Here is a 21830-nt window from a genome sequence, read left to right on the forward strand (position 1 = left end):
GACGGCAATCAAAAGCAGGAAAGAGATGAAACAACGTGTCATTGGATCCGTCAGTAACAAGGTAGCGGAAACATAGGATCTACAGGTGAAACCTGCAATACACGATGCCGTTTAGCCGCATGTTGTTTCATCTTGCAGGTGGACTCCGTCTTTCCCCGAAACGCAAAAAGCCCCTTGGATTTCAGAGGGACTCGCCAAACGTTGACAAGGCGTTGACAAGAACAGCGCAAGCGAAAGTCCGACTGTTTAGGTCGGATTTTAAGTATTTGATTTATCGTGGTTTTTTGGTTGCGGGGGTAGGATTTGAACCTACGACCTTCAGGTTATGAGCCAAAATCATATCGATTCCAATGGCTTATGTATTTCAACAACTTACCCGATAAGCCTTTGTTCTCACGCATTTTGTTCACCAGCTCCCGGCAACATTCGGCTGCACTCAACCGCTCTGGATGTGTCCAAAATCGCGTATGTCCGTTGACTCAGCGTTGACTCAAACCAGCGCGATTATAATCAATCCTGATCGCTTCATCACGCGAAACCTCCGCCGTTTCAGTCCCAGCCTGGCCCGCGGCCACTCCGGAACCACCGCCAAAATAAACGAAAAGAAAGGGATCGGCTGAGCCAGCCGTTTCCGGTAGAGAACGCAGCCCCTGTTTGCATTATTTTGGCGCGGTCAAGGACCTCTTTGAAACCAACCTAACTCTGCCAAAGAGTTCGGGCGCCACCGAGCTAGATTGCCAATAACCACCGGTTGCACTCGCTATCGAGCAGTCGGCCTTCACCATTAGATAACACAATTAAATAACACCCGGCCCAGCCCCTCATGTCTGCGTGAGAAAACCTAGTCATCTGGTTCATTTTTTGCTTGGCCCATTTATTAGGATCGGAGTCCAATTGATATCAGCCTTCGTGTAATTAAACTCCGCTTCCCACTCCTTCTGATGCGCGAAGGGTTCTGTCATATAGATAACGGCATAAAATGTCCGCCAATCATAATGTCCGCCATAACCCTTCATATCCGCGTAAATTCCGTCCAAGCTTGACTTAAGGGCGCTCTCCGAAGAAACGAACTTGTATTCCGCAGCTGCCATGAGAGAAGGTATGCCGATGTCAGGCTTGTAAACCTTGAGAAGCTTCGCGGCTGAGACCTCCTTTTGAGTGTCTCGAAAGGAATAACGCAAAACCCTCACAATTTCATTCCGAACCTCACTCTCTTTACTTGGCTGAATACCAGAGTCCCTAATAATTATCGCTGTGTTTTCAAGAATTGTCTGAAAAACCTGAAGGCCGCTTACTGAACCGGCTTTTGTTATGGTGGTAAGGGATGAGAAATAACCCCGCAATCTCTGGAGGGAGGTGCTATAAAGTTCGCCAGCTTGATGAGAGAACGACATATTTAATAGGGCGCCTTTGCTGAGCCTCTTGAAATCCCTTTGAATGTCCCTTGCAAGGATAGGTAGCGATAGCCTTTCGGCAAGCATCCCGACGTCACGGTAAAGTCGAGTGATGTAGAAGCTAAGCTCGTCTTCGGCTTCGGTATAATCGTCGAATTGTTCCTCCGACAGACGGCTTCCATAGGCTTCAGTAAGTCCAGCGAGTTTCGTCTCCACTATTCCGGCTGCATGCATATTCTTTTGGATACTTGCAGTCATCAACTGCTCTTCTCGTCCCGCCATACAGCCCACCCTCTATTCGGTTCTTGAGCTTAGAAGCTCTGACCTTCAGTAGCGAGCATTCAACGGCTCGAATAGGTCTGATGCACCGACATGCTCACTTTCGTTAAGGTTATTCACAAGTATTTTGGAGTAGCCCACGTCCCTCAGTCCCCTTCAGAGAGCATTTCCAAAGTACGCGGTGAGAATCGCGTTCTCCAGCATTGTCGCCTCCCACGGTTTGCTACAGTAGAACTGATCCTCACTCATGCTTTCGAAGAAATCTTAGTGAGCATTTGGGAACTGAACACGACCCATTGGCGCGCGTCCGCCCCCAAACCGTCGCCAAAATCGAAGAACAAAAAGGGACCGGCACGAGCCTGCATTTCTATCTGCCGCTTTATGCCACCCTGCCACTCCCTCTGGCAATGTTTGAGTTGAACTGCAGCGCGGATCACGCCTGTGTCACGTCAGCAAAGGGGTGGTCGATCATGGCGCAAAGAGAAAAACTCACCGAAAAACTGGTCAGGGCCGCCGAGCCGCGCGCGGGGATTTACCAGGTTTTCGATGAAGATGTGCGGGGGTTTTCACTGCGCATCTTTTCATCCGGCAGTCGGCATTTCGCGCTGGATTACCGCGTCAAGGGGCGACAGCGCCGCTTCACCATCGGCAGGTGGCCGGAATGGACCGTCACGGCAGCGCGCGAACAAGCCAAGGCGCTGCGCCGCATCATTGACGATGGCGGTGATCCGCTGGGCGAGCGCGAAGCCGGAATGGCCGCGCCTCGCATCCCCGATCTGATCGACCGCTATATCGAAACCCACACACCAAATCTGGCTCCGAACAACCGCGCCGATCAGATTTCCATGTTGCGCAAACTGGTCCAGCCGGTCTGGAAGCACAAACTGGTCGAGGACATCACGCTGGAGGATGTCGATCGGTTGCTGAGCGATATTGCCAAGGGCCGCGCCCGCCCCTCCAAGGCCAAACCCAACAATCGCGCGCGCAAGCTGCAGGGCTCGAAACCCACGCCAATCCGCGCCAATCGCACCGGCGAAGTCTTGCGCAAGATGTTCAGCCTCGCCGTCCAGTGGAAACTGCGCCCCGACAACCCCGCGATGGGTTTTCACCGGCGCATTGAGACCGAGCGCGAACGCTATCTGAGCATGGATGAGATTGATCGTCTGGCCAAGGCGCTGGGCAAAGCCGAAGACCAGCGCGCGGCCAATATCATCCGGATGTGCATGTTGACCGGCGGCCGCCTTGGCGAAGTGCGCTGCGCGCGGTTTGAACAGTTCAATCTGGAATTTGCCACATGGTCCAAGCCCGCAACCACCACCAAGCAGCGCAAAGTCCACCGATTGCCGATTTCGCCGGATGTGGCCGCCATCGTGCGCCAAAGGCAAACCGCCGTGCATCCGGGCTGTCCGTGGCTGTTCCCCGGCGATGTACCCGGACAGCCGGTCAAGGAAATCCGCCGCTTCTGGCGTCAGATCCAGTCCGAGGCCGGGATTGCGGGTGTGCGGATCCATGACCTTCGCCATACATTCGCCTCGCTGCTGGTCAGCGGTGGCGCATCATTGGAAATGATCGGAAAGCTGCTGGGGCATTCTCAGATGCGCACCACGCAACGCTATGCTCATATGATGGATTCGCCGCTCCGGGATGGCGTCAATGCGGTCGCGGAGATGATGAAGCCGCAGCTGCGCATTGTTCAGGGCGGGGTTCAGGGCGGGCGTTGAACTCGCCCTGAACGGGCATCAACGCCGTTGATCAGACTTGGTCGTGCTTACTGCGGCTTCTTCAGGGCCCGCCAGATCAAGCTGAGCTTGCGCCGGATCTGGCTTTCATCCGGAACAGACCCATCCTTGGCATTCGCCACGAACCAATCCTGGCCTTGCGCCACAAAGTCGGCCTGCGTTTCCGGCAATCCGTACTCGAACAACCTGATCATCAGGGCTTGAAGCATCCCCTCCCAATCGTGCCGGGACGACCGTCCGGGGCTGACGTGAACGCGGTGCAGCGGATCGTATTCATCCTCAAAGCGCTGGGCAGATTTTGTCGTCACCATCAGATCGTGCAGTTCGATTGGCACGCCATGGGCGGGAGCCGTGATGATCTTCCATGTCGCTGTGCCCTGCGGCCGGATGCGCCAGATCATACAAGCCTTGGCTTCCAAGCGATTGCCCCAAAACAATGGCATGATGTCTTCGGCGCAGACCACCACCAATCCAATCAGCGGCTCAGTGCCGCTGCATTGGACCATTCCGACACTTGTGACGATTTCAATAATCCCCTCGGTCGCCCATCCCACAATGTCGGCAGGAGCGCATCCCCAGCGCACTGCCAAATTCTCCAAAGTCCAGAACACACGAGCCGGTAAAGCCATGGCTTTATCCCTTTCAAAGGTTTCATGAGGGGTGCTGCGCGGCCGTGATTCCTGACGTGCCGACGGCACCCCGGCGGCACCGTGTCTCTGCAACTATTGGTTGTTAATGCGGCGAAACTACTCGCCTAAGCGAATGCGACGAAATTCAAGAAAACGTCAATAAAACAAGGGGTGGCACGAAGGGTGGTTTGAATATGCCGGTTTATGCCACCCTGCCACCCCCCGCCCTCTGCTTCCCTGCACCCCGAGACGCAATTGCCCGCATTCGGGCGCAATCGGGGAAGGAAATGCAGATGTTGGACACGCAGGACATCAACCAATCAGGGCCCGATATGGGGCTGCTGGAGGATTGGATCAGTCGACATGATCTGGCGATCAGCCTCGGGGTCTCCGAGGATACGCTGTGGCGGTGGGACGCAAGGCGGACCGGCCCCCAGAGCATCAAGCTTGGGCGGAAGGTCTATTACCGGCGCAGCACCGTGCGCAGCTGGCTTGAGGCCAGGGAGGTCGCACGCAAGATACCGGCGCGGGGTCGGCGATGAACGCGCCGTTGCCCATCGCGCGGGATCGCGCCGCTGTTGATCCGGGTTGGCGTGCGGAACGTCGGGCCGAGGCCCGCGTCGTTCTGGCCGATGTGGCCCATCATCAGGACGGGCTGATCCGCCTCGCAGCCCGCGTGATCGTCAGCCATGGCGAAACAACCAAAGAGCGCGAGGACGCCCGCGTGCTTCTGGTAGTGCTGGACGCGCGCAGCCCACTGCGCCATCGCCATCGGTCGGACCAGGATCCGGAGGCATCGGCATGATGCGCCGGGGAACACCAGAGGCCGACGCGCAGCGCGCCATTGTCTTCGCCCTGCGCATCGCCCTGCCCCGCAGCGCCATCGTGCATCACTGCGCCAACGAGGTAACCGAAGCTGGGCCACGCGGTGCCAAACGCCAGGCCATTCTGGTCGGCATGGGGGTGCATCCCGGTTTTGCCGATCTGCTGGTGATATCGGAAGGCCGGGTGCTGTTTCTAGAGGTCAAAAGCGCCAAGGGCCGCTTGCGACCCGAGCAAGACGTGTTTCGAGACACCGTGCTGACGCAGGGCTTTGGCTGGGCGCTGGTGCGGTCTGTCGATGATGCGCTGGCCGCCTTGGCCGACAATGGCTTCACCAGCCGTGTGCAGCCAGCGCGGAGGGCAGCGCCATGAGCCATGACGCCACCAACTGGGCGATCCAGCGCCGCGGCCTCAAGCCCGCCACCAAGATCGTGCTCTGGCATCTGTGCGACCGGCACAATCCGGACTTCGGCTGCTTCCCGACACAGGCACGGCTGGCCGAGGATGCGGAAATGTCGATCTCGGCGCTGAACGCCCATCTCGCAAAGCTGGAAGAAATGCGCCTGATCCACCGCGTTCGCGCCCATGATCCTCGCACCTACAAGCGGCAGGCAACGCGCTACATCCTGGGGTTTGAGAAAGGCTTTCCACAAGAGCCAACTCCGGAAACCGCAGACGGCTTTGTCGGAACGGAGGAAGAACAAGGTGCCGAACCAACTCCGGAATCCGGTGATGGAGCCATCTCCGGATTTTCGGCAATCCCATCTCCTGATTTTGCCCAAAGCCATCTCCGGAATCCGGAGACTAACCTTGTAAGAGAACCTTTAAGGAAACCAGTAAAGGAGGAGGAGGACGCGGCTGCGCGCGAAATCGAGTTTGATCAGTTTTTCGCAGAGCTGCTGATGGCGCTGGGCCTCAAAGCCAACGCCAGCATGCCCGCCTGGTGGCAGGGCTGGCCTGCCCGGATGCACGTTCGGCGTTGGATCGATGACCTCGGCCTGACCGAAGATCGCATCATCGAGGTTGCGACCGAGAGCCGGGCCGACCGTCCCAATCCGCCCGATGGCCCCAAGGCGCTGGATCGGTTCATGGAACGCGCCGCCCAGCGCGATGCGCAGACGATCACGGCCAATGCCAGCAGTGCAAAAAACAAGCGGCAGCGCAAACGCGATGTTGGCCCGCCGCCGAGCGAGGACGAGTTGGCAGCCTTCTACGCCGCCAAGGTGAACTCCGACGCTTATCTGCCCCAGAGCATGATCAGCGCCGCCATGTGCGGATTGATGCTGGAACGCGGCCTCGTCACGCCCGAACGGCTGCGTCAGCGGGGGGTGCGGTGAATGGCATGGTGTCACCTCCCCGGCATGGATTGTCCCTCTGCGCAGGTGGCGGAGGCCTGGATCTTGGCCTCATGCTCGCCGAACCCGGCTATCACACCCGCGCCTTTGTCGAGTGGGAGGACTGGCCCCGAGCTGTCCTCATCGCAGCCCAGCGCGCGGGATATTTCGCCCCTGCCCCAATCTGGGACGACTTGCGCAGCTTCGATGCCCGGCCCTTTCGTGGGGCCTTCGATATCGTCCTCGCCGGATATCCCTGCCAGCCGTTCAGCGCGGCCGGAAAGCGCGGCGGTGCCGACGATCCCCGGCACCTCTGGCCCGATGTTGCCCGCGTTATCAGGGAATGCGTCCCCGAGTGGGTGTTCCTTGAAAACGTCCCCGGTCACGTCAGCCTCGGGCTGGAAGCTGTCCTGCGAGAGCTTTGGGCAATGGGCTACACGCCTGCGGCGGGTCTGTTCAGCGCGGCAGAAGTCGGTGCGCCGCACCAGCGGTTGCGGATCTTCATCTTGGCCCACACCGATGAGCCTGCATCCCGGAACCGCCAGCTACAACCCGGCCGGGAACAGCGACTTTACCCGCAAGGCGGAGGCACTGGCGCTGGGCATCACCAACTGGTCAACACCCGAGGCGACCGACGGCGCGAAGGGTGGGCCGGGCCAGAGCTATGGCTCAGGCGGGATGCCACCGCTGCCCGCACAAGCGGCCCAATGGCCGACTCCGGCCGCGCAGAACTGGAAGGGATCGAGCGAAGCCAGCATCATTCGGGCAGATGGCAAGTCCCGGATGGATATCCTGCACTATCGCGCGGAGCAGGGCTTCACCCACCCGGCTCCGGCGATCACGCCGGATGGGCGGCAGTGCTCCCATCACGCCCCGATCTCGCGCCCGCTCTGGGCTTCAATGATTGCATCGCATGGGCGGGCCGCCTCGCGACGCATCCTGAAGGCCCGGGCACGGCGGCGGCTGAACCCGCTCTTCGTCGGATGGCTGATGGGCTGGCCCATCGGGCACGCACTCTGCGCCTGCTCGGCAACGGAGTTCACCCTCTGGCAGCAGCGCATGCGTGGCGCTCTCTCGCAGCAGCCCATGGCCTCAGGCCCTTGGATCTGGTGGCCGACACACGAACCGGAAAGCCCAGCGCAGCTGACTCTGTTTGAAGGATTGCAGCCATGAGCATGCAGGGACGGATCGGACATGCGCGTGGTGCAAAAACAAAACGCGCGCTGGGCGTGCAGGCGATCTTGGAATGGGCGTTCCGAGTGGAAAAGGCGCAGCTGGAATTGCCGCCGCCGAAGGATGTGTCCGAGGAAGGCTTCGGCTTTGGTCTCGAATACGTCCTGCTGCAGCGCGCCGCGCTGGGCTGCAAGGTCGATGGTGGGCAGCACAAGATGGGAAGTTACACCCATGCCGATGCCGAAGTCGTGGCGGCCACGGTCGCAGGCATGCCCGACAGTCTGGGTGGCATTCGCATGGCGATCAGCGTGGCGGAAATGGCGCGCGCGGGACTGACACCGGACTGGATGCCTGGCGTCGTGCCGCGCTGTGTGCCTGTCGAGACCAAGTCCAACCAGCATGGCGAGCGGGCGACCACAATCGTCGTCGGCACCGAACGGGTGCTATCACGCGGCAAATGGCGCACGGTGGAGGTTCTGGCCTGTCCGGTCACCTGGCGGCCGCACCCCGAACAAATTGCATCCGCGCGGCGCGGTTATGAAGATTGGTGGCAGGCATTGGATTGGGTACGGGATGGGTTGATCGCAGGCCGTATGATGCGGGAGGTGGAAGTGACTGCAACGATGCCGAAAGTGCGTCCGTGGCTGGCGCGAAAGCATTCTGCGGTGTAAACGCAGGCCAACCATTGCAATTTTAGCCTTCCCCTTGCGGGCAAGCTGGGCAATCTTGCCTACAACTACAAGAGGACGCACTAAATGACCGACGAGCAAAAGAAAAAACTTGAACAAAAACTCTGGGACATTGCCAACACCCTGCGCGGTAAAATGAATGCCGATGAATTCCGTGATTACATTCTGGGGTTCATATTTTACAAATACCTGTCCGAACGGATGCACCTCTATGCAAACGATATCCTGAAGCAGGACGGTATTGATTACCTGTCGGTTGACGAGGCTGCATTAGAGGGCCGCGAGGTCCTTGATGCAGTCAGCGAAGCATCCGTCGACGCACTAGGTTACTTCCTGCGCCCGTCCGAGCTGTTCAGTCAGATCGCCAAACGCGGATCAAAGCCGGGCCAGTTCATCCTGGCCGACCTAACCAAGATCCTGAATAACATCCAGCGTTCAACAATGGGCACCGAGTCCGAGGATGATTTCGACCACCTGTTCGAAGACCTCGACCTGACGTCCACCAAACTTGGCCGCACCGAAGAGGCGAAAAATGCCTTAATCGCCAAGGTTCTGACTCATCTGGACGAGATCGATTTCCAGCTGGATCAGGCAGATAGCGACGTTCTTGGCGATGCCTATGAGTATTTGATCGGCCAGTTCGCCAGCGGTGCAGGAAAGAAAGCGGGCGAATTTTATACACCTCAGCAAGTATCCACAGTACTCGCTCGCATCGTCACCACCGGAAAGACGCGGCTGAAATCAGTGTATGATCCAGCATGCGGGTCAGGCTCCCTTTTGCTGCGCGTAGCCAAGGAGGTGGATGTTTCCGAGTTCTTCGGGCAGGAAATGAACCGCACGACCTACAACCTTGCGCGGATGAACATGATCCTGCACGGGGTTCACTATCGCAATTTCGACTTGAAGCAGGAAGACACGCTAGAGCACCCGCAACATGACGGCATGCGGTTCGAGGCGGTGGTGGCCAACCCGCCGTTCAGCGCCAACTGGTCTTCCAACCCCTTGCTTTTGTCGGATGATCGGTTCAGCCAATATGGCAAACTGGCCCCAGCATCAAAGGCCGACTTCGCGTTTGTCCAGCATATGCTGCATCATCTAGATGAAAACGGCACAATGGCGGTCATTCTGCCGCATGGCGCGCTGTTTCGTGGCGGAGCAGAGGGACATATCCGACAATATTTGATCAAAGACCGCAATTGGCTTGATGCCGTCATTGGTTTGCCCGAGAATATTTTCTATGGCACCGGTATCCCTACGTGCATCCTTGTGTTCAAGAAGTGCCGTGAAACAGACGATATTCTTTTCGTTGACGCTTCAACTTGCTTTGCTAAGGGAAAAAACCAGAATATCTTGAGCGCGATCGATATCGATAGCATCGTAAACACTTACCGAAAACGTGAAAAAATTGCACGATTCAGTCATCTAGCGACGCTTGCAGAGATAGTTGAGAATGATTTCAACCTCAACATACCTCGGTATGTAGATACATTTGTGGCCGAGCCCGAAATTGATCTCGCAGAAACCGCTGCCGAGGTTCGCGCCATTGAGGCCAACATGCACACAATTGATGTGGCAATCAAATCCTTCTGCGCCGAGCTGGGCTTGGAGGCGCCGGTATGACCCCCGTGTCACCCAAGCTTCGGTTTCCAGAGTTCAAAGAGCCATGGAAGCCAGGGCATGCGGGCGACGCATTTAAGAATAGCCGCGCTAAGGGGGCGGCTGGCCTGCCCATCTATTCAGTAACGATGGACCGCGGTCTTGTCCGCCGCGACACCATGGAAAGGCACATGGCTGCCGACGCGGCTGACGGCCTGAATCTGCGAGCGCAGCGGGGCGACGTCGTCTACAACATGATGCGCATGTGGCAGGGTGCCGTGGGTCTTGCCCATGAAGAATGCATGGTCAGCCCGGCCTATGTCGTTCTTTCACCCAAGGAGCACACATCGGCCGAGTTCTTCGATCAGTGGTTCAAGTCCAAGCGGATGCTATACCTGCTAGGCGCTTATTCACACGGAATCACCGGTGATCGCCTGCGGCTGTATGCTCAGGACTTTGCGCGCATTCCATTAAACTTACCCATCCATGCCGAACAGCAAAAGGTCGCGACATTTCTACGGACGATAGATGCCAAGCTTGAAGCGTTGTCGGCAAAGCAGATTGCAGTGGACCAATTCAAGAGCGGGTTAATAGACAAAATTTTTAGCCAAAAGATTAGGTTTTCCGCGGATGATGGACAAGCATTTCCGGACTGGCAGGAGAAGCGGTTGGGAGAAGTATTTAGCGAGAGAAGTGAGCGTAACAAAATCAAAGCCGAGCTGCTTTCAGTTACCTTGAAAAATGGCATCCAACGTGCTGCCGAAGTCGACCGAGTGAATGGTCCAAGTGCAGATTTGTCAAATTACAAATTTGTTCAAGAAGGAGACATTGCATACAACTCCATGCGAATGTGGCAGGGCGCCAGTGGGCTTTCTGCTTATGATGGTATTGTAAGTCCCGCCTATACGATTATTACCCCTAAGCAGGGACAGCATAAAAAATTCTGGGCATATTACTTTAAAGAACCACGGCTAGTTTTCAAATTCAGGAGATATTCGCAAGGCTTAACCTCGGACACTTGGAGTCTAAAGTTTACCGCGCTCGCTTCAATAAAGGTCATGATACCTCACCCAAACGAGCAAGCAAAAATCGCTGACGCCCTGTCTGCTTTAGATTTGAAGATAGAGGCGGTTGCCACTCAAGCAACCAAGCTTAAGAACTTCAAAGGGGGTCTGCTCCAGCAGATGTTTGCTTGAAATGATGAGATCCGCCGAACTACTCATCATCGAACATTCAAAAGACTACCCCGATTTCCGTTACTACCTACCACTGATGAAAAAGGCAGAAAGGGACGTTTCCAATCACCCTGACATCTGTATCGAAACATGCAAGGCGCTTGTCGAAGGAATATCAAAGACAATTATTCTGACGCTCGACGAAACAGTGCACCCCAACGACATCAAGGATACGGATGTTTCCCAGTTGGTGAAGCGGGCAGGAAAGTTGCTTCAACAAGATGAGACAATAATTGAAGATGCCTTTGTAACTCGTGTTGCCTCTGTTGTTCACTTTCTCGGTGTCCTCCGCAACGAGCGAGGTGATATCTCGCATGGAAAGGCTGTGCCTAAAAAGATTCAAAGTAATGACAAACTAGCAAGTGCAGTACTTCAGATATCAAGTGGACTGTTGATTTACATGCTCGACTCTTTTTTCGCAAAACTGCGCGAAAAAAAATCCGCTATCGCTTTGGCTGAACTAGTAGAAGAACAGGTTATTGATCTTGCACAGTTTGCATACGATGATAATCCCGATTTCAATTTATCTTTAGACGAAGGTTACCCTTATGAAGGCAAGCTGAATTACAGCTTTGCACTTTATTCGCTTTACTACGAGGACTACTTCGTTCGACTGGCTGAGTTTAGGGATAGTGCTGAGGAGGAGTCGGAATGATCCAATCCGAAGCACAGCTTGAATCCGGGCTCGTCAAGCGGCTGCAAAGTTTGGGATGGGAGTCTGTCATAATAACCGACGGCGCTGGGCTGCGCGCGAACCTGAAGGCGCAGTTAGAGGCACATAACTGCGTCAAATTGTCGCATACCGAATTCACCCGCGTGCTGAATCACCTCGACAAGGGCAATGTCTTTGACAAGGCTAAGATCCTGCGCGACCGCATGGCCTTGCCCCGCGACGACGGTACGACCGTCTATATCCAGTTCTTGAACTCCGAAGAATGGTGCCGCAACCGGTATCAGGTCACGTCTCAGGTTACACAGGCGGGCAGCTACAGGAACCGCTATGACGTGACACTGCTGATCAACGGCCTGCCGCTGATCCAAGTGGAACTGAAGCGCCGCGGCATGGAGCTAAAGGAGGCGTTCAATCAGGTCAACCGCTACCAGCGCCATTCCTATTGGTCCGACCACGGTCTGTTTCAGTATGTGCAGTTGTTCATCATCTCGAACGGCGTGAACACGAAATACTATGCCAATAACCGCGACCAGGACTTCAACCAGACCTTCTTTTGGGCTGATGTTGAAAACAAGCTGATCACCCAACTTGACGCTTTTGCTGACGCCTTCCTCGAGAAGTGCCATGCATCAAAGATGATCAGCAAATACATCGTCCTACACGAGAGCAACAAGGTGCTGATGGTTCTGCGGCCCTATCAGTACTTCGCGGTCGAGGCGATTGTCGAGCGGGTGAAGGCCGGGCGGAAGAATGGCTACATCTGGCACACAACCGGTTCGGGCAAGACCCTGACCAGCTTCAAGGCCGCGCAGGTGCTGATCGAAAACCCCAAAGTGCACAAGGTCGTCTTCGTCGTCGACCGCAGCGACCTGGACTACCAGACGACCAAAGAATTCAACCATTTCAGCGACGGCTCGGTCGATGGCACGGACAACACCCGTGCGCTGGTCAAGCAGCTGGCAGGCGACCATAAGCTAATCGTAACGACGATCCAGAAGCTGAACACCGCCATTTCCCGCGATAAATTCGAAGGCCCGCTCCAGGCGGTTAAAGATGAACGTGTAGTATTCATCTTCGACGAATGCCATCGCTCGCAGTTTGGCGAAACCCACAAGCGCATCGTGGCCTTCTTCAGCCGGGCGCAAATGTTCGGTTTCACCGGAACCCCGATCTTTGCTGAAAACGCGATGGCCAAGCGCACGACCAAAGACTTGTTCGGCGAGTGCCTGCACAAATACGTCATCACCGACGCGATCAGCGATGGGAACGTGTTGCGTTTTTCCGTCGAGTATTGGGGCAAGCTGAAGCGTAAGGACGGCAGCCTGATCGATGAAGAGGTCGCGGGCATCAACATCAAGGAATTCTTCGATCACCCCGACCGGATCAACGGTGTCGTTGACTGGGTCATCCAGAACCATGATCGCAAAACCCACAACCGCCAGTTCAGCGCGATGCTCTGCGTCAGTTCAGTCGATGCGCTGATCACCTATTACGAAGCCCTAAAGCTCCGCCGGGACGCGGGTGAACATGATCTGCGCGTGGCCACGATCTTCACCTACAACGCCAACGAAGAGGATGCGGACGCCGATGGCCTGATCGGCGATCCGGATTTCAACATCGGCGTGGACAAGCAGGTCAACGTGCATACCCGCGAAAAGCTGGATCGGTTCATCGCCGACTACAACGCGATGTACCAGACGGCCTATTCGACCAAAGACAGCCACAGTTTCTACAACTATTACAAAGACATCGCTAAACGCATGAAGGAGCGCGAGAGGCGCGACTCCCAGGACAAGGACCGGGTCGATATCCTTCTGGTGGTCAATATGTTCTTGACCGGCTTCGATGCCAAGAAGCTGAACACGCTCTATGTCGACAAAAATCTCCGGTACCATGGACTGATCCAAGCATTTTCACGAACCAATCGCGTCCTCGGCCAAGTCAAATCCCAAGGCAACATCGTCTGCTTCCGCAACCTGAAGGCCAAGACCGACGAGGCCATCACGCTGTTTTCGAACAAGGACGCCATCGAAACCGTTCTGATGGCCCCCTATGAGGATTACGTCGCACAGTTCAACGCTGCCGTCACAAAGCTGCTGGAAATCGCCCCCGCCGTCGACAGCGTGAACGATCTGCAAACCGAGGGCGAAATGCTGGCCTTCGTGCAGGCGTTCCGCGAATTGATCCGCGTCCGCAACGTTCTAGGCAGTTTCACCCAGTTCAGCCCCGATGATCTGACCCTCGATCCGCAGAAGTTCGAAGACTACAAAAGCAAATACCTCGACATCTATGACCGGACAAAGCGGACGAAAGAAACGGAGGCCGTGTCGATCATTGATGAGGTCGATTTCGAATTGGAGCTGATCCAGCGGGATGAAATCAATGTCGCCTATATCCTCGGTCTGCTGGCCGAGGTATCGCGCGATGCCAACAGCTTGGATGCCAACCAGCGTGATGAAAGCGCGCGCAAGCGTAAGCTGGTGATGGACATGCTCGGTTCTGAAGTGCAGTTGCGCAGCAAGCGGGAACTGATAGAGCAGTTCATCGAACAGCACATGCGTAAGGCCCAAGACAGCGGCGCAAGTGTCGAAGAAACCTTCCTGGCCTTCTGGAACCACGAACGGGTTAAGGCAATGGAAGCCGTTTGCGCCGAAGAGGGCATTCCACCGGCCGCATTTCAGCGGCTAGTCGAAGACTACCAGTTCACTGGCAAACCGCCGCTGAGGGAAGCTGTTATCGATGTGCTGGAACAGAAGCCTAAGATTCTTGAGCGCAAGAAAATCACCGAGCGGATCATCGACAAACTGCGGGGGCTGGTTGCAACCTTTGATGATGGGCTGGGGGAAATTTGAGAATGCGGCGGGAGCGGGCATTTGCACTTGCAACACGCCCATCGGAAAAGTTGCCCAAAGCGGCCGTTGTTCAGGCCAGCGAACTTCGACATGCATACCCTGTAGGAAATACAGGACTGCAATAAACGAAAAGCGCTGGTCCGCTGGTAGATGCGAGATTATACTTGATTGGAACCTAACGAGAACATATATGTATAACTGTTTCTATCAGCTACTTGAGGGGACTTTATGAAGGCGGTTTCGTACTTCGCCGTCTTCGCCGGTGGGCTCGTCGTGAGTTTCTTGCTCGTGTCATTAGGCGTCGTTGACAAGGTCGACGGCATCCCAGGCGCTCAGGTAGAACCCATGCTGAGTCTGCCGACATATCTGAGCTTTCTTAGTGTAATGATGACAGCCATGACGGCGGTATTGGCTGCTGTGGCGATTGGGATCGGTGTTGTGGCGTTCTACACATTTCCCGGTCTGAAAGCTGAGGCTCGATCTGTAGCAGAAAAGACAGCGGAAGACGTGTCCGCTGACGTCTCAGAAAAAACTACTAAGCTAGTAGCCGCAGAAGCCTTGTCGGAAATCAAGATCAAGGAGATGGTCCTTGAGTTGTACGCGAAAGCTGAAAAAGATCGCCAGCAAGCGGACGAATGGGGCAAAGACCCCGACGCAGAAGTAAATCATGAACGATAGGAGGCGAATATGACATCTAGGGAGTTTCGACGTATTCCAGCACCCCAGCGAGAAATCGTGGAAAGGCATTTGTCTGAATACCCTGTAAAACTCGGCAGCCTTGCCAAAGCGTTGAACGTGGCTATCAAGGTTTCCTCAATGGGCACCGGCGTATCAGGACAAATTTCGCGCGAAGGCGATGGATACATAATCAGAGTGAATCGGAATGAAGCGCGGGAGCGTCAAAGATATACGATTGCGCACGAACTATCGCATTTCCTGCTCCATCGTGATGTTATCGACAATTCGCCCAATGGAATCACGGACAACGTCTTGTATCGCTCGGGTGCACCCGAAAATATTGAGTATCAAGCGAACCGCTTAGCCGCAGACCTTGTCATGCCTATGCCATTGGTGGAGCGCAAGCTGCGGGAAGATTTTGGTGGTGTCGTAACCGACGCAACAATCGAAAGTCTGGCTGCAAGCTTCGATGTGTCAAAAGCTGCGATGGAAATTCGACTATCTACGTTCGCTGAAGTTTGAAGGTCTTAAATGGCTCTTGAAGGTAAAGAATACGTTCCGACACTGGCTGTACGCGCCAGCGAAATGACTGGCCTTGAGTTTTTACCAGGCGTGACGAAGGACAGGATGACCCCCTGTTTCCTCTTGGCTCCTTGGTCAAGCTCAAACTCCCTGTCTCGGACGATCACCCGTATTGAACGTGCCTTCCCAAACCGTACATATTTCCTCGATTTAGATCGAGACTACCAAAGTACCAACGATCAAAACACGGCGCAGCAGGAATATGCTGCGCTTCGCAATCCTGCGAATACATTCGAAAATTGGATCAACTTCGTTTCGGAGCACTCGAACGTTCTACCCTGCGTTCAGACTTTCGAGCAGACAGAAGCGCAGATACGGACGCAGATCGCGGCCATTCGAGACCTCGGCAGGCCATATGGCTTCAGGATCCTGCGCGAACCTCGGACGGCGAACCTCGAAGCGATTGTAGGGGCCATAAACGCAGAGGGGGCGGCCGACTTTGCAATAATCTTGGATGGTGGTTGGACCAATGATCCTCTTTCCATCACTGCTTGGTTTGACGGCATCATTCGCAATACTCTGGGTGCAATCAATCCCGTCGTGCCGGTGGTTTGCTCATGCACATCTATTCCGAAGATATTCACTGTGTATAACTCCGAAAATCCAACGCCCGTTCCCTTCTCGAATCGCCAACTTGTTGAGCAACTGGCGCGCAACTCGAACCGTGAGCGAGTGATCTATGGTGATTGGGGAAGCACGCGCCCCCGCGAACCTGGCGGGTTTGCAAACAGGCCGCTTGATCGTATTGATTACCCCACAGTCAACGCATGGTACATTGCACGCAATAAGGACCAAGAATGGGACTTCCGAGATGCCGCCCTCGCAATCGTGGATAGCCGTGAATGGGACGGTAACCTCGGAATCTGGGGCGAGGAAATGATCCGCAACACAACTATAAATGCGGAGCTTGGGATCGACACACCGCAGAAGAACGTAGCCGCGCGCGTGAACATCCATCTTCATCGGCAATCATTCTTTGGTCAACCGAGAATTGACCCCGGCGCGCTTGACGAGGATTGGCAAGACTGAATTGAGGGACCAAGAATTGCTGCTGGGGTAATCCCCCCCGAAAGTAAGGGGCTGCGGAAGTAGAATTTTCTCGGCAAGATGAACGAGGAGATTTTGAATGAAAATGACCAGATATAGCGAACCCCAGATCCTTGCGATCCTGCGCCAAGCCGAAGGTGGTGTGCCGGTGGCCGAGCTTTGCCGTGAACATGGCATGAGCAATGCGTCGTTTTACAAATGGCGTGCGAAGTATGGTGGCATGGATGCATCCATGGTCAGCCAGATGAAAGCCATGGAGGAAGAGAACCGCAGGCTGAAGCGGATGTATGCAGATCTGAGCATGCAGGCGGACTTATTGAAGGAAGCCCTCGGAAAAAAGTAACGGGGCCATCTCAGCGCCGCGAGATGGCCGAAACGGCGGTAGAGCGACGGGGCGTCAGCATCGCGCTGGCGTGCCGGGCCTTCGAGGTCAGCGAGACCTGCTATCGTTACAGCCCGAAGCTGAAAGACGAGAACGAGGTGATCGCCGATCTGCTGACAGGGCTGACGGATGCGCGCAAGACTTGGGGATTTGGCCTGTGTTTCCTGCATTTGCGCAACGTGAAGGGGCATCCGTGGAACCACAAGCGGGTCTACCGGATCTACTGTGAGCTGGAACTGAACCTGCGCATCAAGCCGCGCAAGCGGCTGAAACGGGAGAAGCCTGACGTTCTGGCGGTCCCGAACAGACCGAATGTGACCTGGTCCATGGACTTCATGGCGGATCGCCTCGGCGACGGCAGGGCTTTTCGGCTTTTGAATGTGTTGGACGACTTCAACCGCGAAGGGCTGGGGATCGAGGTTGATTTCTCGCTCCCTGCCGAACGGGTCATCCGCAGCCTTGATCGCATTATCGAATGGCGCGGAAAACCGGGCACGATCAGGGTCGACAATGGGCCGGAATATATCAGCGAAACACTGAGAAAATGGGCTGAGAAACATAGTGTTACGATCCAGCACATCCAACCCGGACAGCCCCAGCAGAACGCCTATGTCGAGCGCTACAACCGGACGGTTCGGCATGAATGGCTGGATCAATACATCATCGAAAGCATCGAGGAGGCTCAGGATCAGGCCACACAATGGCTCTGGACATATAACAACGACCGCCCGAACATGGGCATCGGCGGCATCACACCCGCTATGAAACTGAAAATGGCCGCGTAAGTTCTACAGATGCACCCCGTTAAAAAGGGGGCGATTACCCTGGGTCTTCAGCTATTCGAGGAGGGATCTATCAGTGTGCAGTTGGTTTTAAAGAGAGCTCAAATTGTCAGCACGCCTCTGCGGCCGGTAGGAACCTGTTTATTAAACAAATGCGAGCAACTGGGTAAACTGTCATAGTGAAAACTCTGCCCCTCCCGAACCAGACTTTGATCATCGAAGGTTTGCGCCCGGAGGAAGCCCTCTCGGGCGCTTTCATTTCTGCCCCCCACGGCATGGTTCCTCCCCCGCCCCGAACGTATGCGGGGGGGCGCAGCGCGGCATTTCGCTAGCGAAAGTGGATTTTGTGGGGGAATCCACCCAAATCCACTTGGGGATGTCGAGTCAGAGTAAATTATTCAATATCAGTGCCTTATGGGATCAACATTTCGAACTGCTGGATTTTTTGTGGAATCCACCAAATCCACCTGACCGAATCCACGCTGCCAAATCCAGGCTGCTAAACGATCTCTAAGAATGCCCGGTGACCGTCGCGGAGAAGGCGTTGCATCTTGCAGGATTGAGGCCACACCGCCTGAACGGCCGTGCATCTGCGTCTGGCACGTCCTGCGGCATATGCCCAATCAGATGATCAAAAACTATGCCATCATGGTCAGAGTTGACGGCCCGCATCAGCGGTGGCTGCGGTGCTTGCAGTCAAACTTCGGGACAGGGTGATCATGCAACGTAGCGTCACACAGCATTCCGGCGGATCCGGTAGATCCGGGCCCTGCCCTCTTCCTTGGTGGAGGTCACGGTCAGTCCGAGTCTCTTGCCCAGCGCCCCTGACATGGCACCGCGTAAAGTGTGAGCCTGCCATCCGGTGGCGGCGATGAGTATCTTCATTGTTGCGCCTTCCGGCGCTTCCAGCAGTGCAACCAGTTGCGCCTGCTTCGTGCCCATGCGTGGCGCAAACGGCGCGGAATTGGCATCGCTGGGCGGAGGGTGATTTATTTGAGTTCCCCGTTCCGGCACGATTCCGATTGCGGCCTGCCCAAAATTCGTCACCCTCAAGGTTGTGCCATAACCACCCCCGGTTTCACGCCAGAGCGGCTCGCCTTTTCGAATGTTGGCATCGACCTCTTCCAGCAGGCCCCGTTCGATCATCTTGCTGACAGCCATCTTCGCCGCAGCTCCATGCAGACGCTTTGGCAGCGGCACAGCAATGTAGCCCGGACGCTGGGCACCGGCAGTCAGGATAAGGATTTGTGTTTTGGTCAGTTGCGTCATGACGGGCTCCTCTTACGTGTCATGCTTGGCAAGGACGACCGCGATGCGTAGCGGCAGGGCGGGGGCGCCGTCGCAAGCGCGGGGGCGTTCGGCACCACATGCGGCAGTGAGGGCATTCTGTTCGGCTTGTGGCGCTGGGCGCGGGCAATCAGCATGTCAGGCCTCATCTTTCACATCTGGCAGGGCGTCAACTGCGGCGGCTTGAGTGTTGGTGGCCTCAAAACCACTGGACACAAAATCATAATTATCCTTGTGATCGGCTTCCGTCAGGAAGACCTCCGCCGCGTGCTTGGCCGCAACTTCGGTGGCCGCGTCCACCACCACGCGGTGGGTCAGGGTTTCGATCAACGTCACGATGAATTTCGGCATTTCTGGCTCCGCAGTGGGCCACGCGGAATACGTTGCCTCCTACGCGGCCAAGCCCCCAGCAGGGGGCTTGAGGGAAACAGGCGGACTTATTCCGCGTGCTCGCCTTCCTTGAATGCGCTGTCGCTGATCTGGCGCAGCAGACTGGCGTAATGATTCAGCGTGCCGACATGACCCCGGTTGATCTCGTCCGGGTGGATGTCGAAGTGGTCGGCACTCAGCGCTTGCAACCGCTCAAGCGTCACGTCGATCTCGCGTTTGGCGGCAAGGAAAGCGTTCAGGGCTTTGTCGTTTTGTGCAGGGGCGCGGCGGTTGGTCATGACTGTTTCCTTGCTGTTTTGCGACGCAAACTGCATCGCGTCTGTAACCAGCGTCGCTCTAATCGAAAGCTTGATCAACGAAAAAACAAGCGATACCATTGCTTTGATTGCATAGGAGAGAGCAATGAACGGCATGAGCGAACGGGACTATTCCAATCATTCTGGTATGTCGCGGGGGGCGGTCCAGAACGCCAAGCGAAGCGGTCGCTTGGTGTTTTATGCCGACGGGTCGATTAACGCTGTGGCATCCGACGCGCGTCGAGTGGAAATGACCGATCCCGATCAGCAGCGCCTCTCGCTTGGCGGCGATGCGGCCATGCCGATCAGCGGGAGCGGTGGGTCGGACAGTTATCTCAAAGCCCGCACGGCGCTGACCGTTTATCAGGCGCAGGAACGTCAACTGGCAATTCAAAAGAAGAAGGGCATGCTGGTCGACCGGGCCCGGGCTGAAGCGCTGGTGTTCCGTCTGGCACGCCAAGAACGCGACACTTGGGTCACCTGGCCCAGCAGAGTAGCGGCACTCATGGCCGCTGAGGTTGCAGCAGCGGCGGAAACACGGTCCGGCGCGCCAGTGATGATCGATGCCGCGATCATGCAAAGGGTGCTGGAAACCCATGTCAGAGCGCAACTCGAGGCACTTGCCGATCTCAGGGTTTCGCTGGGATGACACTTGTCTTGAAAATTCCTGCTCTATATCCGGTGATGTGATCAATTTGACGATGGCAAACAACAATCCGCAGAAGGGCTCTTTTAAGAGCCGAATAGTGACATTCTCGGGCGCAAGCCCGCATGTAATCGGAATATATGCTTCGCCAGCCAGTCAGTGGAGCAAGCCCCTACCGCGCAAAGACCCGAAATGATCGATTGTCTGTGTGCATATTGCAGGGTAGCCATGGCACTTAGATGCCGTCGGGAGGGGCGGTTACATCATAAATGCCCGTCAGGCGACCCCGCATTTCGAAATGCGGTCGGTCAGGGTGGACAGGCTTGCGTAGCCTACAGAAACCTCATGCACCCCGTCACTGTTTGCAGCATCACGCTCGAGAACCCCCGCACCCCCAATTGCCGCGCAAGCCGGAACTCGCGGTGTGTAGCAGTGACAGCTTTGGCGCTGGCAAATACCTTTTCAGATTGTCCCGGCTCGACGCCGGTGGTCACACAAATATCACGATAAAAGGCGGGTTCCTTGGGGTCTTCACCCTCGACATAGAACTTACGCTGAACCGCTGCAAAGAAAGCAACCTCTCGGCTGGTGGCGTCCTCCCCTTGGTCAAAAAGCTTTCGGGCAGTGACAACGGCTCGGTATCTTATGAGAAGGCCAAAGGGTTGGCCGGTTTGCGCCGCAATATGCGTCCATTCCTGCCTGAGAAAATCGCAAAAACCCGCATTCCAGGCGTCTCCGCCCGCAACCCGCCCATCACCATGCGAAAACCCAGCCCCTGTTCGGCACAGTGTAAGGCCAACGCCTCGATGACCGGTGAGATGCCCCAGCACCATGAATACATCGGATCGCCAGTGTAATAAACCTGTGACTGATCACTTGCCTTCGAGCCCCTCAATCTTAATGAGCCGCAACTAAGATTTTCAGAATCGGCCGAGGCTGTGGGAAAACTTGGATTGTTTGTTTTTTGCAAAGGACAGGTTCACGACAGAACAAACCCTTCGCTGCGCGGCCATGCAAGAAAATCGTCCCGCGTTTATCGGCTTTCAACTGTGTTTTCACACAGCCTCGGCCCTTAGCTGACATCCAGCGTTTACCCACGATGCTGCGTTGCGGACCGCAATTGCGGACATTTGCGGTTCTTGCAGCATTTTTATTGACGAAACGTCGGTATGTGGACAAAGCGGGCAGTCGAGAAATCTGTGCCAATATCTGCATTTGAGGCCAACAGTTCAGGGAAGCGTGCTTCACCTACAAGCGTCAGATCGCTCGGGACTGGAGATCTGCTAAGACTCCCAGCGCTTTTCGACTCGTGACGGCTTGGCTTG

General features: G+C 55.8%; 22 protein-coding genes and 1 pseudogene. 18 read left to right on the forward strand and 5 right to left on the reverse strand.

What is annotated here, in order from left to right:
• Positions 1-854: 854 nt before the first annotated feature.
• Positions 855-1652, reverse strand: coding sequence for a hypothetical protein (locus tag EOK75_RS07205; protein ID WP_137193220.1), 798 nt, complete (start codon positions 1650-1652; stop codon positions 855-857).
• Between the two features lie 491 nt (positions 1653-2143).
• Between EOK75_RS07205 and EOK75_RS07210 the strand changes: the two genes are divergently transcribed.
• A complete protein-coding gene (locus tag EOK75_RS07210; protein WP_137194327.1) occupies positions 2144-3394 on the forward strand; it encodes a tyrosine-type recombinase/integrase in 1251 nt (416 codons plus the stop codon).
• A 47-nt stretch (positions 3395-3441) separates the two neighbouring features.
• On the opposite strand, the gene EOK75_RS07215 is transcribed toward EOK75_RS07210, so the two are convergent.
• The gene (locus EOK75_RS07215; RefSeq protein ID WP_137193221.1) at positions 3442-4110 is read right to left on the reverse strand and encodes a hypothetical protein; all 669 of its coding nucleotides are present in this window, start codon (positions 4108-4110) and stop codon (positions 3442-3444) included.
• A 224-nt stretch (positions 4111-4334) separates the two neighbouring features.
• Between EOK75_RS07215 and EOK75_RS07220 the strand changes: the two genes are divergently transcribed.
• The 15 genes and pseudogenes from EOK75_RS07220 (at position 4335) to EOK75_RS07285 (ending at position 17889) form a co-directional block, all read left to right on the forward strand.
• Positions 4335-4583 (forward strand): helix-turn-helix transcriptional regulator, encoded by a 249-nt coding sequence (locus EOK75_RS07220; RefSeq protein WP_137193222.1) that lies wholly within the window; start codon positions 4335-4337, stop codon positions 4581-4583.
• An 8-nt stretch (positions 4584-4591) separates the two neighbouring features.
• A complete protein-coding gene (locus EOK75_RS07225; protein ID WP_420821907.1) occupies positions 4592-4846 on the forward strand; it encodes a hypothetical protein in 255 nt (84 codons plus the stop codon).
• Positions 4843-5235 carry a VRR-NUC domain-containing protein gene (locus tag EOK75_RS07230; RefSeq protein WP_137193224.1) on the forward strand — a complete coding sequence of 131 codons (393 nt, stop codon included), beginning with the start codon at positions 4843-4845 and terminating at the stop codon, positions 5233-5235. The genes EOK75_RS07225 and EOK75_RS07230 overlap by 4 nt, the downstream gene beginning before the upstream one ends.
• The gene (locus EOK75_RS07235) at positions 5232-6200 is read left to right on the forward strand and encodes a helix-turn-helix domain-containing protein (RefSeq protein WP_137193226.1); all 969 of its coding nucleotides are present in this window, start codon (positions 5232-5234) and stop codon (positions 6198-6200) included. The genes EOK75_RS07230 and EOK75_RS07235 overlap by 4 nt, the downstream gene beginning before the upstream one ends.
• 71 nt (positions 6201-6271) lie before the next feature.
• Positions 6272-6664 (forward strand): annotated as a pseudogene (locus tag EOK75_RS21325) (DNA cytosine methyltransferase); the annotation flags it as partial.
• A 52-nt stretch (positions 6665-6716) separates the two neighbouring features.
• A complete protein-coding gene (locus EOK75_RS21330) occupies positions 6717-7370 on the forward strand; it encodes a DNA methyltransferase (RefSeq protein WP_240793941.1) in 654 nt (217 codons plus the stop codon).
• Positions 7367-8041 carry a hypothetical protein gene (locus tag EOK75_RS07245; protein ID WP_137193230.1) on the forward strand — a complete coding sequence of 225 codons (675 nt, stop codon included), beginning with the start codon at positions 7367-7369 and terminating at the stop codon, positions 8039-8041. Before EOK75_RS21330 ends, EOK75_RS07245 begins: the two co-directional genes overlap by 4 nt.
• An 84-nt stretch (positions 8042-8125) precedes the next feature.
• Positions 8126-9679, forward strand: coding sequence for a type I restriction-modification system subunit M (locus EOK75_RS07250; protein WP_137193232.1), 1554 nt, complete (start codon positions 8126-8128; stop codon positions 9677-9679).
• Positions 9676-10851 carry a restriction endonuclease subunit S gene (locus EOK75_RS07255; protein ID WP_137193234.1) on the forward strand — a complete coding sequence of 392 codons (1176 nt, stop codon included), beginning with the start codon at positions 9676-9678 and terminating at the stop codon, positions 10849-10851. The genes EOK75_RS07250 and EOK75_RS07255 overlap by 4 nt, the downstream gene beginning before the upstream one ends.
• 1 nt (position 10852) lies before the next feature.
• Positions 10853-11545, forward strand: a complete 693-nt coding sequence (locus EOK75_RS07260; RefSeq protein WP_205965444.1) for an abortive infection family protein — start codon at positions 10853-10855, stop codon at positions 11543-11545.
• On the forward strand, positions 11542-14415 hold the full coding sequence (locus tag EOK75_RS07265) for a type I restriction endonuclease subunit R (RefSeq protein WP_137193238.1): 2874 nt from the start codon (positions 11542-11544) through the stop codon (positions 14413-14415). The genes EOK75_RS07260 and EOK75_RS07265 overlap by 4 nt, the downstream gene beginning before the upstream one ends.
• Before the next feature lie 228 nt (positions 14416-14643).
• Positions 14644-15093 carry a hypothetical protein gene (locus EOK75_RS07270; RefSeq protein ID WP_137193240.1) on the forward strand — a complete coding sequence of 150 codons (450 nt, stop codon included), beginning with the start codon at positions 14644-14646 and terminating at the stop codon, positions 15091-15093.
• A gap of 9 nt (positions 15094-15102) precedes the next feature.
• On the forward strand, positions 15103-15615 hold the full coding sequence (locus EOK75_RS07275; RefSeq protein WP_137193242.1) for an ImmA/IrrE family metallo-endopeptidase: 513 nt from the start codon (positions 15103-15105) through the stop codon (positions 15613-15615).
• A 9-nt stretch (positions 15616-15624) separates the two neighbouring features.
• On the forward strand, positions 15625-16704 hold the full coding sequence (locus EOK75_RS07280; protein WP_137193244.1) for a beta family protein: 1080 nt from the start codon (positions 15625-15627) through the stop codon (positions 16702-16704).
• Between the two features lie 97 nt (positions 16705-16801).
• Positions 16802-17889, forward strand: a protein-coding gene (locus tag EOK75_RS07285; RefSeq protein WP_137192138.1) for an IS3 family transposase whose coding sequence is annotated in 2 segments (ribosomal slippage) — positions 16802-17063 and positions 17063-17889 — 1089 coding nt in all. Because the reading frame shifts where the segments join, the coding sequence is not laid out codon by codon here.
• A 729-nt stretch (positions 17890-18618) separates the two neighbouring features.
• On the opposite strand, the gene EOK75_RS07290 is transcribed toward EOK75_RS07285, so the two are convergent.
• From EOK75_RS07290 to EOK75_RS07300, 3 genes are all read right to left on the reverse strand, one after another.
• The gene (locus EOK75_RS07290; RefSeq protein ID WP_137193246.1) at positions 18619-19155 is read right to left on the reverse strand and encodes a DUF3489 domain-containing protein; all 537 of its coding nucleotides are present in this window, start codon (positions 19153-19155) and stop codon (positions 18619-18621) included.
• A 156-nt stretch (positions 19156-19311) separates the two neighbouring features.
• Positions 19312-19524, reverse strand: a complete 213-nt coding sequence (locus tag EOK75_RS07295; protein ID WP_137193247.1) for a hypothetical protein — start codon at positions 19522-19524, stop codon at positions 19312-19314.
• An 86-nt stretch (positions 19525-19610) separates the two neighbouring features.
• The gene (locus EOK75_RS07300) at positions 19611-19841 is read right to left on the reverse strand and encodes a hypothetical protein (RefSeq protein ID WP_137194328.1); all 231 of its coding nucleotides are present in this window, start codon (positions 19839-19841) and stop codon (positions 19611-19613) included.
• Between the two features lie 124 nt (positions 19842-19965).
• Here EOK75_RS07300 and EOK75_RS07305 point away from each other — a divergent pair, with 124 nt between their 5' ends.
• Together EOK75_RS07305 and EOK75_RS07310 are read left to right on the forward strand one after the other, a co-directional pair.
• A complete protein-coding gene (locus EOK75_RS07305; RefSeq protein WP_137193249.1) occupies positions 19966-20508 on the forward strand; it encodes a hypothetical protein in 543 nt (180 codons plus the stop codon).
• Between the two features lie 419 nt (positions 20509-20927).
• The gene (locus EOK75_RS07310; protein ID WP_168199176.1) at positions 20928-21362 is read left to right on the forward strand and encodes a hypothetical protein; all 435 of its coding nucleotides are present in this window, start codon (positions 20928-20930) and stop codon (positions 21360-21362) included.
• Positions 21363-21830 lie beyond the last annotated feature (468 nt).

This window comes from Pseudorhodobacter turbinis (assembly GCF_005234135.1).
Lineage (GTDB): Bacteria > Pseudomonadota > Alphaproteobacteria > Rhodobacterales > Rhodobacteraceae > Pseudorhodobacter > Pseudorhodobacter turbinis.

What these genes read in the sequence shown, in the direction of transcription:
- EOK75_RS07220 (WP_137193222.1), top strand. Translation starts at nt 4,335, where the DNA reads ATGTTGGACACGCAGGACATCAACCAATCAGGGCCCGATATGGGGCTG.
- EOK75_RS07230 (WP_137193224.1), top strand. Translation starts at nt 4,843, where the DNA reads ATGATGCGCCGGGGAACACCAGAGGCCGACGCGCAGCGCGCCATTGTC.
- EOK75_RS21330 (WP_240793941.1), top strand. Translation starts at nt 6,717, where the DNA reads ATGAGCCTGCATCCCGGAACCGCCAGCTACAACCCGGCCGGGAACAGC.
- EOK75_RS07295 (WP_137193247.1), bottom strand. Translation starts at nt 19,524, where the DNA reads ATGCCGAAATTCATCGTGACGTTGATCGAAACCCTGACCCACCGCGTG.
- EOK75_RS07290 (WP_137193246.1), bottom strand. Translation starts at nt 19,155, where the DNA reads ATGACGCAACTGACCAAAACACAAATCCTTATCCTGACTGCCGGTGCC.
- EOK75_RS07255 (WP_137193234.1), top strand. Translation starts at nt 9,676, where the DNA reads ATGACCCCCGTGTCACCCAAGCTTCGGTTTCCAGAGTTCAAAGAGCCA.
- EOK75_RS07260 (WP_205965444.1), top strand. Translation starts at nt 10,853, where the DNA reads ATGATGAGATCCGCCGAACTACTCATCATCGAACATTCAAAAGACTAC.
- EOK75_RS07250 (WP_137193232.1), top strand. Translation starts at nt 8,126, where the DNA reads ATGACCGACGAGCAAAAGAAAAAACTTGAACAAAAACTCTGGGACATT.
- EOK75_RS07235 (WP_137193226.1), top strand. Translation starts at nt 5,232, where the DNA reads ATGAGCCATGACGCCACCAACTGGGCGATCCAGCGCCGCGGCCTCAAG.
- EOK75_RS07210 (WP_137194327.1), top strand. Translation starts at nt 2,144, where the DNA reads ATGGCGCAAAGAGAAAAACTCACCGAAAAACTGGTCAGGGCCGCCGAG.
- EOK75_RS07205 (WP_137193220.1), bottom strand. Translation starts at nt 1,652, where the DNA reads ATGACTGCAAGTATCCAAAAGAATATGCATGCAGCCGGAATAGTGGAG.
- EOK75_RS07305 (WP_137193249.1), top strand. Translation starts at nt 19,966, where the DNA reads ATGAACGGCATGAGCGAACGGGACTATTCCAATCATTCTGGTATGTCG.
- EOK75_RS07270 (WP_137193240.1), top strand. Translation starts at nt 14,644, where the DNA reads ATGAAGGCGGTTTCGTACTTCGCCGTCTTCGCCGGTGGGCTCGTCGTG.
- EOK75_RS07275 (WP_137193242.1), top strand. Translation starts at nt 15,103, where the DNA reads ATGACATCTAGGGAGTTTCGACGTATTCCAGCACCCCAGCGAGAAATC.
- EOK75_RS07265 (WP_137193238.1), top strand. Translation starts at nt 11,542, where the DNA reads ATGATCCAATCCGAAGCACAGCTTGAATCCGGGCTCGTCAAGCGGCTG.
- EOK75_RS07300 (WP_137194328.1), bottom strand. Translation starts at nt 19,841, where the DNA reads ATGACCAACCGCCGCGCCCCTGCACAAAACGACAAAGCCCTGAACGCT.
- EOK75_RS07245 (WP_137193230.1), top strand. Translation starts at nt 7,367, where the DNA reads ATGAGCATGCAGGGACGGATCGGACATGCGCGTGGTGCAAAAACAAAA.
- EOK75_RS07280 (WP_137193244.1), top strand. Translation starts at nt 15,625, where the DNA reads ATGGCTCTTGAAGGTAAAGAATACGTTCCGACACTGGCTGTACGCGCC.